Annotated in this window: 14 protein-coding genes; 2 read left to right on the top strand and 12 right to left on the bottom strand. The window is 72.9% G+C overall.

Annotated features, from left to right (window positions below; translation table 11 throughout):
• Window positions 1–44 precede the first annotated feature (44 nt).
• Window positions 45–938, top strand: a complete 894-nt coding sequence (locus J7F03_RS09000; RefSeq protein ID WP_214948123.1) for a 3-hydroxybutyryl-CoA dehydrogenase — start codon at window positions 45–47, stop codon at window positions 936–938.
• Between the two features lie 53 nt (window positions 939–991).
• Here J7F03_RS09000 and J7F03_RS08995 read toward each other — a convergent pair whose 3' ends face one another.
• The 9 genes from J7F03_RS08995 to infC all read right to left on the bottom strand — a co-directional run bounded on the left by J7F03_RS08995 (window position 992) and on the right by infC (window position 11116).
• Window positions 992–1528, bottom strand: a complete 537-nt coding sequence (locus J7F03_RS08995) for an NUDIX hydrolase (RefSeq protein ID WP_214948122.1) — start codon at window positions 1526–1528, stop codon at window positions 992–994.
• A gap of 53 nt (window positions 1529–1581) precedes the next feature.
• Window positions 1582–2919, bottom strand: a complete 1338-nt coding sequence (locus tag J7F03_RS08990) for a transcriptional regulator (protein WP_214948121.1) — start codon at window positions 2917–2919, stop codon at window positions 1582–1584.
• A 524-nt stretch (window positions 2920–3443) separates the two neighbouring features.
• Window positions 3444–5972, bottom strand: coding sequence for a phenylalanine--tRNA ligase subunit beta (pheT, locus tag J7F03_RS08985; protein ID WP_214948120.1), 2529 nt, complete (start codon window positions 5970–5972; stop codon window positions 3444–3446).
• Window positions 5972–7099, bottom strand: coding sequence for a phenylalanine--tRNA ligase subunit alpha (gene pheS, locus J7F03_RS08980; RefSeq protein WP_214948119.1), 1128 nt, complete (start codon window positions 7097–7099; stop codon window positions 5972–5974). Before pheS ends, pheT begins: the two co-directional genes overlap by 1 nt.
• A gap of 152 nt (window positions 7100–7251) precedes the next feature.
• Complete coding sequence (locus tag J7F03_RS08975) at window positions 7252–8529, bottom strand: ATP-binding protein (RefSeq protein WP_214948118.1); 1278 nt, start codon at window positions 8527–8529, stop codon at window positions 7252–7254.
• Window positions 8530–8584: 55 nt separating this feature from the next.
• Window positions 8585–9445 (bottom strand): RNA methyltransferase, encoded by an 861-nt coding sequence (locus tag J7F03_RS08970; RefSeq protein WP_214948117.1) that lies wholly within the window; start codon window positions 9443–9445, stop codon window positions 8585–8587.
• A gap of 117 nt (window positions 9446–9562) precedes the next feature.
• Window positions 9563–9949: a 50S ribosomal protein L20 gene (gene rplT / locus J7F03_RS08965; RefSeq protein ID WP_214948116.1), complete on the bottom strand. Its 387-nt coding sequence runs from the start codon at window positions 9947–9949 to the stop codon at window positions 9563–9565.
• Between the two features lie 100 nt (window positions 9950–10049).
• Window positions 10050–10244, bottom strand: coding sequence for a 50S ribosomal protein L35 (gene rpmI / locus J7F03_RS08960; protein WP_030157249.1), 195 nt, complete (start codon window positions 10242–10244; stop codon window positions 10050–10052).
• A 104-nt stretch (window positions 10245–10348) separates the two neighbouring features.
• The gene (gene infC, locus J7F03_RS08955) at window positions 10349–11116 is read right to left on the bottom strand and encodes a translation initiation factor IF-3 (RefSeq protein WP_214948336.1); all 768 of its coding nucleotides are present in this window, start codon (window positions 11114–11116) and stop codon (window positions 10349–10351) included.
• 323 nt (window positions 11117–11439) lie between these two features.
• Between infC and J7F03_RS08950 the strand changes: the two genes are divergently transcribed.
• Window positions 11440–11811, top strand: coding sequence for a DUF1844 domain-containing protein (locus J7F03_RS08950; protein ID WP_214948115.1), 372 nt, complete (start codon window positions 11440–11442; stop codon window positions 11809–11811).
• Between the two features lie 87 nt (window positions 11812–11898).
• Here J7F03_RS08950 and J7F03_RS08945 read toward each other — a convergent pair whose 3' ends face one another.
• Genes J7F03_RS08945 through J7F03_RS08935 form a run of 3 tightly spaced genes read right to left on the bottom strand, consistent with a single transcriptional unit; the run spans window position 11899 to window position 14590 of the window.
• A complete protein-coding gene (locus J7F03_RS08945) occupies window positions 11899–12639 on the bottom strand; it encodes an SseB family protein (RefSeq protein ID WP_214948114.1) in 741 nt (246 codons plus the stop codon).
• Between the two features lie 2 nt (window positions 12640–12641).
• A complete protein-coding gene (gene mycP, locus J7F03_RS08940; RefSeq protein ID WP_214948113.1) occupies window positions 12642–13820 on the bottom strand; it encodes a type VII secretion-associated serine protease mycosin in 1179 nt (392 codons plus the stop codon).
• Window positions 13817–14590 carry a hypothetical protein gene (locus J7F03_RS08935; protein WP_214948112.1) on the bottom strand — a complete coding sequence of 258 codons (774 nt, stop codon included), beginning with the start codon at window positions 14588–14590 and terminating at the stop codon, window positions 13817–13819. The genes mycP and J7F03_RS08935 overlap by 4 nt, the downstream gene beginning before the upstream one ends.
• Window positions 14591–14669: the final 79 nt, after the last annotated feature.

The raw sequence follows: 14669 nt of genomic DNA, 5'->3' as shown, positions 1-14669 counted from the left end.
CGGAACGCAGTTACCACTGCACGAGTACGGGGGACCCGCGATGGATGAGCAGCGAAAGGCACGATGTGACGGACCTCCCAGACGACATCGCACGCGTCGGCGTAGTGGGCTGTGGCCAGATGGGCGCGGGCATCGCGGAGGTGTTCGCCCGCAGCGGTCTTGAGGTGATGGTCGCCGAGACCACCGGCGAGGCCCTCGAACTCGGGCGGACCCGCCTGCACACCTCTCTGACGAGGGCCGCCGAACGCGGCAAGATCAGCGAGGAGGAGCGGGACGCGACCCTGGCCCGCCTGTCGTTCACCACCGACCTCGGCGAGTTCGCCGACCGCGACCTCGTCATCGAGGCGGTCGTCGAGAACGAGCAGGTCAAGACGGAGATCTTCCAGGTCCTCGACCAGGTGATCACCCGCCCGGACGCGATCCTCGCCTCCAACACTTCCTCGATTCCGCTGGTCAAGCTGGCCGTCGCGACCTCGCGGCCCGACCAGGTCATCGGCATCCACTTCTTCAACCCGGCCCCGGTGCAGCAGCTCGTCGAGCTGATCCCGGCGCTGACGACGAGCGACGAGACGGTCAAGCGGGCCGAGGCCCTGGTCGGGGGCGTGCTGGGCAAGCACGCGATCCGCGCCCAGGACCGTTCCGGCTTCGTCGTGAACGCGCTCCTCATCCCGTACCTGCTGTCCGCGATCCGGATGTTCGAATCGGGCATCGCGAGCCGCGAGGACATCGACAACGGCATGGAGCTGGGCTGCGCCCACCCGATGGGCCCGCTGAAGCTCGCGGACCTCATCGGTCTGGACACGGTGGCCTCGGTGGCCGACTCGATGTACGCGGAGTTCAAGGAGCCCCTGTACGCGGCTCCCCCGCTGCTCCAGCGGATGGTCGACGCCGGCCGCCTCGGCCGCAAGACGGGCTCGGGCTTCTACCCGTACGGCTGACCCCTGCGGGCGGCCCTACGGGCGGCCCGCACGGCCGACGCCCACAGCCGGCCCTAGGGCCTGCCCAGCCTGAGATGGTGCAGGAGCAGCAGCCCGGCCGCCATGTTGGCGGCCGGGATCTCGCCGCGCGCGATCATGTCCGGCACCAGCTTGAGGGGCACCCACTCGCGGCGCGAGGATTCGAAATCGTCCTCGGGGTGCCCCGTGTAGGTGGCCCCGTCCGCCCAGTAGAGGTGGTGGCGGGCGTCGGTCAGCCCGTTGGACGGCTCGACGGTCATCAGGTGGTGCAGGGGTCCGGGCCGCCAGCCCGACTCCTCCTCCATCTCCCGGGCGGCGGCGCTCTCCACGGATTCCCCGTCCTCCACGACCCCGGCGGGCAGTTCCCAGCCCCAGCTGTCGGTGATGAAGCGGTGGCGCCACAGCAGCAGCACCTCGTTGGCCTCGTTGACGGCCGTGGCGACGGCGACCGGGCGCAGCCGGATGACGAAGTGATCCAGGTGCCGGCCGTCGGGGAGTTCCACGTCGGCGAGATTCACATCGAACCAGCGGTTCGCGTACACGGTCTGCTCACTCAAGTTCGTCCACTGCACGGTTGTGCCACCTTCCGATCGAGTAGGTGGCAACATGGCAGCAGTTCACCCCGTCACAGGGGAACGCGCAACGCTCCGTCGATGAGCTCTGCCGTCTCTTCCGCCCCCGAACAACCGCTGGTCAGAAGCTGTACGCGGACCGCGCGCAGCCGGTCGCGCAGCCGCAGAGACTCCATCCCCCTGGCCCGCTCGGCCATTTCGGCCGCCGCCGCCACCGCCTGGTCGGCCTCTCCCTGGCGCAGCTGGATCTCGCACAGCATCGCGAGGCGGTGCACCCGGCCCCGGTCGTGCGCGGGGGTCCCCACGGCGGCCGCCGCCTGCTCGTGAGCCGCCCGCAGATCTCCCAGGCCGAGCAGCGCCTCGGCCACCTGGACGTTGACCAGCCCGGGCTGTACGTACCCCGTCTCGTCCGGCTCCGTGCCGGGCCGGATCCGCTCGGCGGCCGCCTCGGCGTTGCGGATGCAAGCCAACGCGGCTGTCGTATCGCCGAGTTGGGCGTAGGCCTTGGCCTGCATGGCGTACAGGTCGGCGGCCAGCGCCGGGGTCGTGTGCCGGCCCGCCGTGCGCAGGGCGGCCTCGGCGAAGGCGACGGCCTGGCGGAACTCCCGCAGGTGCAGGCACTGGTTGACGATGAGCGCGATGACATAGGCGCCGAGCCCACGGTCGCCGCTGGCCTTCGCGAGGCGCAGGGCCTGGTGGAAGTAGCGCTGGGCCAGCCCGTGCGCGTCCGAGTCGTACGCGCAGATCCCCGCCACCGCCACCAGGGAGCCGCCGGCCCGGTACAGGCTGCGGCCAAGGCCGTCGGAGTAACTCCCGCGCAGCAGAGGGGCGGTCTCGGTACCGAGGAAACGCACGATCCGGTCGCGGGTGGCGACGCCGCCTGCCCGGCGGTACATCAGCTCGTAGTGCGCGCGGGCGGCCCGCAGGATCTCGATGTGCTCGGGGCCCACCCGGGTCGGGCCCTCGCGGGACACGTCCGCGTCCTCCGGCGGGTTCTCCCACTCCCACACCGGGATCACGGCGGGCGTACCGGTGAGGGCGTCGGCGGCGAGGCACTGGCGGCCGTTGCCGTCGGAACGCCACAGGGCGGCGGCGCGGTCGACGAAGCCGCTGAGCGGGGACCCGTGGGGGTCGGCGGACTGTCCCGGCACACCGAAGCCCACGTCGTCGAGTGACAGCGGGCGCCGCAGCCGGCCCCCGATCACCTCGCAGATCAGGTCCGGGACCTGACCGCGGGGGCGCTGACCCTTCAACCACCGGGCGACGGCGGTGTGTTCGTAGCGCAGGGCGAGTCCGCGGCTGCGGCCCGCCTGGTTCACGTGCGCGGCGAGTCCTGCGTGGGACATGCCCGCCTCGGCGAGGAGGGCGTCGAGCAGGGCATTGGGCTGCATGGACCGCTCCAAGGGCTCGTCGGACCCAGGCTAGTGGGTGCGCGGTTCACGCGGGGTGCAGTGCGCCCGATTCACACAGGGTGTGAACCCAGTACGCGCATAAATGCGATACGCACCCTGCCGTCGGGAGCCCTGCGGGCGCTTCACTTAAGGGCCTCGCCAAGAGGTGGCTCGGGTCGTCGGCTCCCCCTCGTACAGTGCGACGACCCGTCAACCGCGCCGCCCGTCCTGTTGTCTGCCCGACACTCCACGGCAGGCGGGCGGCGCGCTTCGGCTCCGCCGGGGCCTGGTTGGTCGCCGGGCCCCGGCCGGGCCGGACCGAACGCGCGCCGGGCCCACCCACCGGGCCCGGCCCGCGTGGTCCTCCGGGCGCGGACGCCCGCGACCCAGCCGCGCGGACGTCCGCCCCCACCACACCCACCGCACCTCTCCCCGAACCTCAGGGCAAGCCCGGGGGTACGGGTGAGGGGGTGCACCCCGTGTCCGGGATGCACCCCCTCCGTGGCGAACGGCTGCGGCAGCGGCTACGCGCCCCGCAGCACCGCCCCCGTACGCTCCCCGGCCAGGGCGACCGCCGCGTCGCGGGCCGCCGTGGACTCCTCGGCGGTCAGCGTCCGGTCGGCCGCCCGGAAGCGCAGCGCGTACGCCAGGGACTTCTTGCCCTCGCCCACCTGCTCGCCCTCGAAGACGTCGAACAGCCGCAGGGACTCGAGCAGTTCGCCCGCGCCCTTGCGCAGCGCGTCCTCAAGGGACAGCGCCGGGACGGACGCGTCGACGATCAGCGCGACGTCCTGGGTCGCCACCGGGAAGGAGGAGATCCGGGGCGCCTGGAGCGCTTCGCCGCCGGCCGCCGCGAGGCGGTCGAGGTCGATCTCCATCGCGCTGGTGCGGGCCGGCAGGCCCATCGCCTTGACCACGCGCGGGTGCAGCTCACCGGCGTGGCCGATGACCGTCTCCACCCCGTCGAGGGTGACGAGCAGCTCGGCGCAGCGGCCCGGGTGCCAGGGACCGTACTGGCCCTGGCGCACGGCCAGCTCCGCGCCGGCCTCGACGGCCAGCGAGCGGGCGGCCTGGACCGCGTCGGCCCAGTCGGCCGGACGGCCCTTGCCCCACCAGCCGGCCTGCTCGCGGGCGCCGGCCAGCACGACCGCGGCGTAGCGCGGCTGTGCGGGCAGGGCCGCGTTCAGGGTGGCGATCTCCTCGTCCGTGGGACGCCGGTCGGCCGGCAGCCGTACGGCGACACCCGGCTGGGCGGCGGCCCGGAAGACCGAGCCGGTCTCGAAGAGCGCGAGGTCGTGGCTGCCCCGGCTGTCGTTGCGGCGCAGCGCGCCCAGCAGACCCGGCAGCAGCGTGGTGCGCAGCGCCGGCTCCTCGTCGGAGATCGGGTTGACCAGCTTGACGACCTGGCGGGAGGCGTCGTGCGCGGGCAGCTGGAGCTGGTCGAAGACGCCCTCGCCCAGGAACGGGTAGCTGAGCGCCTCGACGTAGCCCGCGCCGGCCAGCGCACGGCCGACCCGGCGGTGCAGCTGCTGCCGGGCGGTCAGACCGCGGCCGGACGGCACCTGCGGGAGGGTGGAGGGAAGGTTCCCGTAGCCCTCCAGCCGGATGACCTCTTCGGCGAGGTCGTTGGGCGCGGCGAGGTCGGGCCGCCACGAGGGGACGGTGACGACGAGCTCGTCCTGGCCGTAGACGTCGCAGCCGACCTCCTGGAGGCGGCGTACGACGGTCTCGCGGCCGTAGTCCATGCCCGCGACCTTGTCGGGGTGGTCCGCGCTCATCGCGATGGTGCGCGGGGCACCGGGGGCGGTGAGCTCGGTGACGCCGGCCTCGGCGGTTCCGCCGGCGAGCAGCACCAGCAGGTCCACGGTCCGCTGCGCGGCCGCGGCGGCGGCCTGCGGGTCGACGCCGCGCTCGAAGCGCTTGGACGCCTCGGAGGACAGCTTGAGCCGGCGGGCGGTGCGCGAGATCGACACGGCGTCGAAGTGCGCGGCCTCGACGACCACGTCGGTGGTGCCGGTGACCGCGCCGGTCGCCGGGTCCGTGACGGAGTCGGCGATCTCGGTGTTGGCGCCGCCCATGACACCGGCGATCCCGATCGGGCCGCTGTTGTCGGTGATCACCAGGTCCTCGGCGTCGAGCGTGCGCTTGACCCCGTCGAGGGTGGTGAACTTCTCGCCCTGCTCGGCACGGCGGACGCCGATGGCGCCGTCGACGCGCGAGCGGTCGTAGGCGTGCAGCGGCTGGCCGAGTTCGAGCATCACGTAGTTGGTGATGTCGACGGCGAGCGAGATCGGGCGCATGCCCGCCTTCTGCAGGCGCCGGGTGAGCCAGATCGGGGAGCGCGCCTCGGGGTCGAGGCCGGTCACCGTGCGGGCGGTGAAGCGGTCGCAGCCCTGCGGGTCGTCGATCTTGACCGCGTAGCCGTACGAGTTCGGCGCGGGCACGTCGAGCAGCGCCGGGTCGCGCAGCGGCAGGCCGTAGGCGGTGGCGGCCTCGCGGGCCACACCGCGCATGGACATGCAGTAGCCGCGGTCCGGGGTGATGTCGATGTCGAGGACCTCGTCGACGAGCTCCAGGAGCGCGATCGCGTCGGTGCCGACCTCGTACTCGTGCGGCAGCACGATGATGCCGTGCGTGCCGTCGTCGCCCATGCCCAGCTCGTCGCCGGAGCAGATCATGCCGTGCGAGGTCCGGCCGTACGTCTTGCGCGAGGCGATCGCGAAGTCGCCGGGCAGCACCGCGCCGGGCAGGACCACGACGACCTTGTCGCCGACGGAGAAGTTCCGGGCGCCGCAGACGATCTCCTGCGGCTCGCCGGTGCCGTTGGCGGCGCCGACGTCGACGGTGCAGAACCGGATCGGCTTGCGGAAGCCCTCGAGCTCCTCGATCGTCAGCACCTGGCCGACGACGAGCGGACCCTTGAGCCCGCCGCCGAGCTGCTCGACGGTCTCGACCTCGAGGCCGGCGTCGACGAGCTTGGCCGCGACGTCGCGACCGGTTTCACCGGCGGGGAGGTCGACGTACTCCCGCAGCCAAGAAAGCGGGACCCGCATCAGATCTCCATCCCGAACGGCCGGGTGAAACGGACGTCACCCTCGACCATGTCTCGCATGTCTTCTACGTTGTGGCGGAACATCAGCATCCGCTCGATGCCGAACCCGAAGGCGAACCCGCTGTACTTCTCCGGGTCCACACCGCAGGCGACGAGCACCTTGGGGTTGACCATGCCGCAGCCGCCGAGCTCGATCCAGCCCTCGCTGGAGCAGGTACGGCACGGGCGGTCGGGGTTGCCCACCGACTCGCCGCGGCACACGTAGCACTGCATGTCCATCTCGGCGGACGGCTCGGTGAAGGGGAAGAAGTGCGGGCGCAGGCGCGTGGTGGTGCCCTCGCCGAACAGCTCCTGGACCATGTGGTCCATGGTGCCCTTGAGGTCCGCCATGGTCAGGCCCTCGTCCACGGCGAGCAGCTCGACCTGGTGGAAGACCGGGGTGTGCGTGGCGTCGAGCTCGTCGGTCCGGTACACGCGGCCCGGGCACACGATGTAGACGGGGGGCTTGCGCTCCAGCAGCGAGCGCGCCTGCACCGGGGAGGTGTGGGTGCGCAGCACGACACCGGACTCGTCACCCTCGGTGCCTTCCGGCCCCCGGACGAAGAAGGTGTCCTGCATCTGGCGCGCCGGGTGGTCGGGCGTGAAGTTGAGGGCGTCGAAGTTGAACCACTCCGCCTCGACCTCGGGGCCCTCCGCGACCTCGTACCCCATGGCCACGAAGATGTCCGCGATGCGGTCCATCAGCGTGGTCAGGGGGTGCCGGGCGCCGGCGGGAACCCGGTCGTAGGGCAGCGTGACGTCCACCGCCTCCTCGACCAGCACCCGCTCGTCGCGCTCGGCTTCGAGCGCGACCGTGCGGGCCCCGAAGGCCTTGTTCACGGCGCCGCGGGCCTGGCCCACGCGCTTGCCCGCCTCGGCCTTGGCCTGCGGGGGCAGCGCGCCGATCTCGCGGTTGGCGAGCGCCAGGGGCGAGCGGTCGCCCATGTGCGCGGTCTTCGCCTCGCGAAGTTCGTCGAGGTCGCCGGCGGCGGCGAAGGCGGCGAGCGCCTCGTCCCGCATGCGCTCGATCTCATCCGGTTTCAGTGCCTCGACCTCAACAGGGTCGTACGACTTGTTCGGTGCCGACATCTCTTCCCGTACTTCCGATGGCTGGCTGGTGGGTCCCCCGCGCGACACGCAGGGCGCGCTCGGCACAAGGACACAAAGGTGCCAAAGGTCGAGTCTAAAGGTCGCTGGGGGTGAAGGGGCCCGTGGGCCGCCTGGCGAGACGCTCCGCAGGGCTACTGCGTGAGGTACGCCGGGGCGGCGACGGGCAGGATGAATCGGAACTCGGCGCCGCCGCCGGGGCCGCGGCCGACCGTGATGGTGCCGCCGTGGGCTTCCACGATGCCCTTGACGATGTAGAGGCCCAGGCCGGTGCCGCCGCGCTTGCTGCCCCGCCAGAAGCGGGTGAAGACGCGGCCCATCGACTCTTCGGGGATCCCGGGGCCCTCGTCGGTCACGGTGACGGCGGTTCCCTTCTCGGTCTTCCCCGCGGCGTTCGCGAAGCTGGTCGGCGTTACGTCGATGGTGACCGTTCCTTCGCCGTGCCGCACCGCATTTTCGAGCAGATTGCCGAGGATCTGGTCAATTTTGTCCGGATCTGCCCACAAGTCGGGCAGCGGCCGGCTCACGCTGACGAGGAAGCGCTCGGGGGCCTGGCCGTTCGCCGTGAGCGCCTGGACGTGGCGGCCCACGGCGGTGGAGATGTCGACCGGCTGGCGGCGCACCTCCAGGCGGCCCGAGTCGATGCGCGAGATGTCGAGGAGCTCGGCGATGAGCCGGGTGACGCGGTTGGCGTCGGCGTCGACGGTCTCCAGCATCAGCCGCTTCTGGTCGTCGGTGAACCGCTCCCACTTGGCGAGCAGGGTCGCCGTGAACCCCTTGACGGAGGTCAGCGGCGAGCGCAGTTCGTGCGCGACGGTGGCGATCAGCTCGGCGTGGCTGCGCTCGGTGCGCCGCCGCGCCTCGGTGCCGCGCAGGGTGACCACGAGGCGGCGCAGCGGGCCGGTGGGGTGGGTGCGCACGTACCGGGCGGAGACGAGCACCTCGCGGCCCCCGGGGAGCAGCAGGTTGCGCTCGGGCTGTCCGCGCCGGGTGGCGAGGCCGCCGTAGGGGTCGGTCAGCGCCCACCAGCGGCGGCCTTCGAGGTCCTCCAGCGGAAGCGCGCGCTCGATCCCCTCGCCCAGCGCCTCGCCCGCCACGCGGGCGGTGATCCTGGCGGCGGCGGAGTTGAAGCAGATGACCCGGCCGGTGTCGTCGGCGATCACGAGCCCGTCGGGCAGGTCGTCGGGGTCGATCCCGAGCCCGGCGAATTCCGCGTGCGGGTCGGCCGCGGTCCCCGGTCCTACGGGGCTCGCGTGCGCGGGCCGGGCGTGGGGGGCCCGGGCGGGCACGCTCTGGGCGGGCGCGGGCTGCGCGGGCACCTTGGCGGCCTCGGCCCGCTGGGGCACGGTCGCCGGGATGGGTGCGCCGGCCGCCTCGGCGGCCGCCGGCGAGCTGTTCGTACCGACGGTCATGTCCCCGTACCCCACATCTCCGAGTAGCGCAGTGGGCCCCCGGGCCGCCACATTACTAGCTGGGGGTCACGGAGCGGCACCCTCCGGGCGCCCGCTGTGCACGCGCGGAGGCGTAGAGACACACGGCGGCCGCCGTCGCGAGGTTCAGGGATTCGGCCTTTCCGTGGATCGGGACCCGCACCACGGCGTCCGCGAGCGCCCTGGTCTCCTCGGGCAGGCCCCAGGCCTCGTTGCCGAAGATCCAGGCCGAGGGGGTGCCCATGGTGCCCGCGTCCAGCTCGGCATCGAGGTCGTCCTCTCCGGCCCCGTCGGCCGCGAGGATCCGTACGCCCGCTGCCCGCAGCCCCTCGACGGCCTGCTCGACGGGCACGCCGACGGCCACCGGGAGGTGGAAGAGGGAGCCCACGGAGGCCCGTACCGACTTGGGGTTGTACAGGTCCACGGAGGCGTCGGTCAGCACCACGGCGTCGGCTCCGGCGGCGTCAGCGCAGCGCAGCACCGTACCGGCGTTGCCGGGGTCGCGGACGTGGGCGAGGACGGCGACCAGCTTGGGCCGGGCGGCCAGGATCTCCTCGAAGGGCGAGTCGAGGAAGTGGCAGACGCCGACCAGGCCCTGCGGGGTGACCGTCTGCGAGACCTCGGCGAGCACCTCGTCGCAGGCGTAGTGGACGCGGGCTCCGGCGGCGTAGGCGGCGTCGACGATGTCGGCGTAGCGCTCGGCGGCCTCGACGGTCGCGAAGAGCTCGATCAGGGTCGGCTCGCCCGCGGCACCGCGGTGCTCGACGGCCTCGCGCACGGCCTGCGGCCCCTCGGCGATGAACCGGCGCTCCTTGGTGCGGAAGTTGCGGCGCGCCAGTCGCTTGGCGGCGGCCACCCGCGTGGACCGGGGGGAGATCAGCTCGGCGGGGGTGCCCATGGCGGTCGGCTCGCTTCCGTACGTACAGCGGGTGGAACTCGTTGGTCAACGCACCGGACCCGCAGGCGCGAGGCCTGCGGGTCCGGGCAAATTACTGCAGCCTTGAGGGCGTACTGCTTAGGCAGCGACCTTCGGGGCGTTGACGTCGGCCGGGAGGGCCTTCTGCGCGACCTCGACCAGCGCGGCGAACGCGTTGGCGTCGTTGACGGCCAGCTCGGCGAGGATCTTGCGGTCCACCTCGATGTTGGCGGCGTTCAGACCCTGGATGAGGCGGTTGTACGTCATGCCGTTCTGGCGGGCAGCGGCGTTGATGCGCTGGATCCACAGCCGACGGAAGTCGCCCTTGCGCTTCTTGCGGTCGTTGAAGTTGTAGACCAGCGAGTGGGTGACCTGCTCCTTGGCCTTGCGGTACAGGCGCGAACGCTGACCGCGGTAACCCTTGGCAGCCTCGAGGATTGCCCGGCGCTTCTTGTGGGCGTTTACTGCCCGCTTGACGCGTGCCACTTTTAACTCCTTGTAGCGGGGCCGTGGTTGTCTTCACACGGCCCGAATTCGATGGGGTCCCGGTCTTGACGTCCCGCTCCCGGAAGGGGAGCGGAGGACGTCACTTGCCGAGAAGCTTCTTGATCTTCGCGGCGTCGCCGGGGGCCATCTCCGCGGTGCCGGTGAGGCGGCGGGTGACACGGGACGACTTGTGCTCGAGCAGGTGGCGCTTGCCAGCGCGCTCGCGGAGCACCTTGCCGGAGCCGGTGATCTTGAAGCGCTTCTTGGTCCCGCTGTGCGTCTTGTTCTTCGGCATAGCGCCGTTATCTCCTCGTCGGTGGCGCCCCCACCGGCCCTGTCGGGGGCCGGCTCACCGGAGCGTCATGTTGTGTCGGTGATCCGAGACGGGCTGCCTCGGGATCAGGCCTCGGCAGGAGCCTCGGGAGAGGCGTCCGCCGCTGCGGGGGCAGCCTCGGCTGCTTCGGCCGCCTCGTCGGAAGCGTCCTCCGCGACCTCGGCGGCCATGATGTCGGCGTCCTCGGCCTCGAACTCGGCGTCCTCAGCGAGGGCCTCGTCGTCGGTGCTGGCGAGACCCTGGCGCTCGGCCTTGCGGGCAGCCTGCGCCTCGCGGGCTTCGGCCATCGCCTCGGTCTTCTTCTTGTGCGGACCGAGAACCATGATCATGTTTCGGCCGTCCTGCTTCGGGTTCGACTCGATGAACCCGAGGTCCTCGACGTCCGAAGCGAGGCGCTGCAGCAGTCGGTAGCCGAGTTCCGGCCTGGACTGCTCGCGACCACGGAACATGATCGTGATCTTGACCTTGTCGCCCTGCTTGAGGAACCGAACGACGTGACCCTTCTTGGTGTCATAGTCGTGCGGGTCGATCTTCGGCCGGAGCTTCATTTCCTTGATGACCGTGTGCGCCTGGTTCTTGCGCGCCTCACGGGCCTTCATGGCCGACTCGTACTTGAACTTGCCGTAGTCCATGAGCTTGCAGACCGGCGGGCGTGCGGACGCCGCGACCTCGACCAGGTCGAGGTCGTACTCCTGCGCGAGTTCAAGCGCCTTCGCAAGCGGCACGATGCCGACCTGCTCGCCGCTGGGACCGACGAGTCGTACCTCGGGAACGCGAATCCGGTCGTTGATGCGGGGCTCGGTGCTGATGGATCCTCCTCGGTAGCACCACACGACTGCCTGGAGGACAGCCGCTGACGTTTTTTCCGTCAGACCGACCGCGGCGGAGAATGAAAAAAGCCCCGCCGGGCACAGGCGGAGGCTCCAAAACAACCGGAGCACCGTCGCGTGCGAACCGCGGGGCGCAGACTCGGGCAGCTTTCCATCGTCCGTACGGAACGATGGATACCGCCTGACCGGTGACCCGCCTCCCGTGAGGGTGGCTGGGTGGGAGAATCGGAGCCTCCACTTGTGGTCGGGCACATAAGTGTCCGACCGGTCGATGTACATACTAGCACCCGCGTTGCAAGCCCGCCGCACGGCATATCGTGTGGCACATGACTGACGCGACGCCCTCCGGTTCCACTCCCGAATCCCCCGACTACGACGACATGACCCGCGACATCGCGGACGTGCCGGCCGTCGAGGTCATCACCACGGTGGCCGTCCACCTGCTCAGTGCGGCGGCGGTCAACCTGGGCCTGGACAAGCCCGACTCCGAGCACAAGGACCTCGACGAGGCCCGCAAGCTGATCACCGCCCTCGCCGGCCTGGTCACCGCGAGCGCCACCGAGATCAGCTCCTTCCACGCCGCCCCCCTGCGCGACGGCCTGAAGTCCCTCCAGCTCGCCTTCCGCGAGGCCTCGCTGGTGCAGGACGAGCCGGGCCAGGGCCCGGGCGAGAAGTTCACGGGTCCCGTCTACGCGTAATCGCGAAGCGTGGAGAAGGGGAGGGCCGGGGCGACTGCCCCGGCCCTCCCCTTCTGTACGTCCTCCCGCTGCCTGCCCTCCCGCGCCTCAGCGCGTGAAGAGCGGCTCGCCGGGCGGGGCCGGGGCCCCCTCCGGGAGCAGCGCCAGGTCCAGTCCGCCTACGAGGCGTGCGCGCAGGGTCTCGTCGGCCGCCAGGGCCTCGGCCACCCGGCGGGCCGCCGCCGCGGCCTGCGGGCCGGCGGCCAGCACGATCGCCAGGGTGCCGTCGGCGTCCGCGCCGCCCGGGCCCAGGTGGGCCCCGAGTACGGCGGGCTCGGCGGCCACGACGGCCCGTACGGCCTCGCGGACGGCGGGGTCGGCGAGCGGGCCGGCGTCGGTGCGGCCCTCGGCCAGTGCGCGCAGGGCGGGGCCGGTGAGCTGGTAGGTGACCGGGCCGGACAGGTCGAGGACGACCGTGTCGGCCTTCTCGTGCGCGGCGGCGGCCAGGGCCTGGTGCAGCGGGACCGCCACCGGGCGGGCGGCCGGGTCCCACAGGGCCAGCGAGGCGGTCGAGGTGAAGGCGGGCAGGGCCCTCCGGTCCCCCGCCCGCAGGGTGGGGACGGCCATGTCGCTGGTCTTCTCGCGCTTGAGGCCGGTCTCGGGGTCGGTCTCGACCTCGCCGAGGACGGCGACGACGGGCACCAGCAGGCGGGCGTCCTTGAGGGCGGCCAGCACCTCCGGCTCCTTGCCTCTGTCCTCGGCCCAGGCGGCCAGGGCCGCGCTCAGCCGGGGGTCGGCGGAGCCGTCGTCGTCGGAGAAACCGGGGTCGGGAATGTTCTTGTTCGCCACAGTTACCCGACCCTATCGGGCCGCGGGCCCCTGGGCCGCCGCGCCAGTACGCCGGCCAGCGCGAGGAGCGCCAGACCCGCGGCCGCGCCCGCCGGGGCGCCGAGGCGGGCCCGGCGCTCGGGGCCGCGTACCGGCTCGGGGCCGGGGCCGAAGTACTCGCCCCGGGCGGCGGCGGGCGAGGGCAGCGCCGGCTCGGCGGTCATCGCGTCGGAGGCCTGCAGGGCGGCGGCCGGGTCCACCAGGCCGAAGCCGCGGGAGTCGTCGCGGCCGCCGGACGGAGCGTCGGAGGCGGTGTCCTCCAGCAGCTTCTTGATCTGTGCCGGGGACAGGCCGGGGTGGGCGGACTTGACCAGGGCGACCGCGCCCGAGACGAAGGCGGAGGCCGCGCTCGTGCCCCAGCCCTCGTAGTAGGCGCGGTCCGGGTCGGCGATGACGATGTCGACGCCGGGGGCGCTGACGGTGGCGTACCAGTTGCGGGTGGAGAAGACGGCCTTCTTCCCCTTGCGGTCCACGGCCGTGACGGCGATGACCCCGGGGTAGGCGGCCGGGTAGGAGGCGCGGTCGCCCTGTTCGCCGCCGTTGCCCGCGGAGGCGACGACGACTACTCCCTTGGCCAGGGCGTACTGGACGGCCTCGTCCTCGGCGGCCTCGTGGTGCGCGGAGCTGCTGTCGTCGCCGAGGGAGAGGTTGATCACGTCGGCGCCGTGGTCGGCGGCCCAGCGGATGCCCTCGGCGAGGGCGCCGCCCTTGCTGTCGCGGGCCTTGGTCCGGCCGGGGTCGCCCTCCTCCAGGATCACCCGGATCGGGAGGATCTTCGCCTGGGGCGCGACGCCCAGGACGCCCTGGCGGCGGTCCGCGCCGTGGCCGTGCCCGGCGATGATCCCGGCCATGGCGGTGCCGTGCCGGGCCCAGGTGCGCTCGCCCCGGCCGGCGCCCATGCCGACGAGGTCGGTGCCTTCGAGTACCTGGCCGGCCAGGTCGGGGTGGGCCGAGTCGACCCCGGTGTCCAGGACGGCGACGGTGACCCCGTCGCCCCGGGTGGTGCCCCAGGCCTCTTCGGCGCGCAGGGCGGTCAGGCCCCACTGGCGGTCGCGGACGGCGTCGGCGGCGGCCGGGGACGCGAGGGCGGGGACGAGCACGGCGCCGAGGGCGAGGACGGGGAGGAAGCGGCGGCGGCTCATCGGGCGGGCTCCGGGGCGGGCGGGGCCGCGAGGGCCCGTACGGCGCGTTCGACGCGGTCGGCGATGCCCTTGGCCTCGTGGCCCAGGCCCGCCTGGGCCGCGGGTCCGGTGGCGTCCTTGCGCATGGCCTCGTCGGCGGGGCTGGGGGCGTCCACGGCGCGGCCGTCGGTGAAGGCGGAGACGGCGTAGACGACGACGGGGGCCTCGGGGAGCACGGAGGCGGTCCAGGCCGCGCGCCGGTCGTCGGGGAAGCCGTAGCCGGGCGGGGTGGTCAGCCGGCCGCGCAGGGCGCTCAGTGCCGGGGCGTCGGCGGGGGCGAAGACCATGCCGACGGTGACGAGCGAACTGCGGGTGGCGTCGGTGTAGGTGGCGCGGAGCACGCGGGTGCAGCCGGCCTCGGCGAGCAGGGCCTGCCAGTCGGCGGCGAGCGCGGCGGAGCACTCGGCGTCGGGGGCCAGCGCGATCCGGGTCCACGTGCGGTCGGCGCCGCCGGGCCCGGCGCCCGCGCCCTCGACGACGGGCGGGAAGAGGGTGTCGACGGGGGTGGACCGCCAGAGCGAGGCGGCCTTGCGGTAGGCGGCTTCGGCGGCCACGGGCCGCTGCGCGGCGCGGTGTTCGGCGACCGTCGTGTAGCCGGCGGCGCCGGTGAGGCCGAGCCCGAGGAGTGCGCAGAGGACGGCGCCGAAGACCCGTCCGGGCTGCCGCCGTGGCGGGGCCGGAGGCCGGTCGGGCGCGGTCAGGACCTCGCTGTGCGGTGTGGACGTGCTCATCCGGCGGCTCCGCCCCCCGTTCCGTCCGGCTGCCTGCCCATACTTTACGCGTCCGCGGGCGGGCCCCGGGGTCACGGCC

The organism is Streptomyces sp. ISL-43 (assembly GCF_018614195.1).
GTDB lineage: Bacteria > Actinomycetota > Actinomycetes > Streptomycetales > Streptomycetaceae > Streptomyces.
This window is presented reverse-complemented; position numbering and strand designations above follow the sequence as displayed.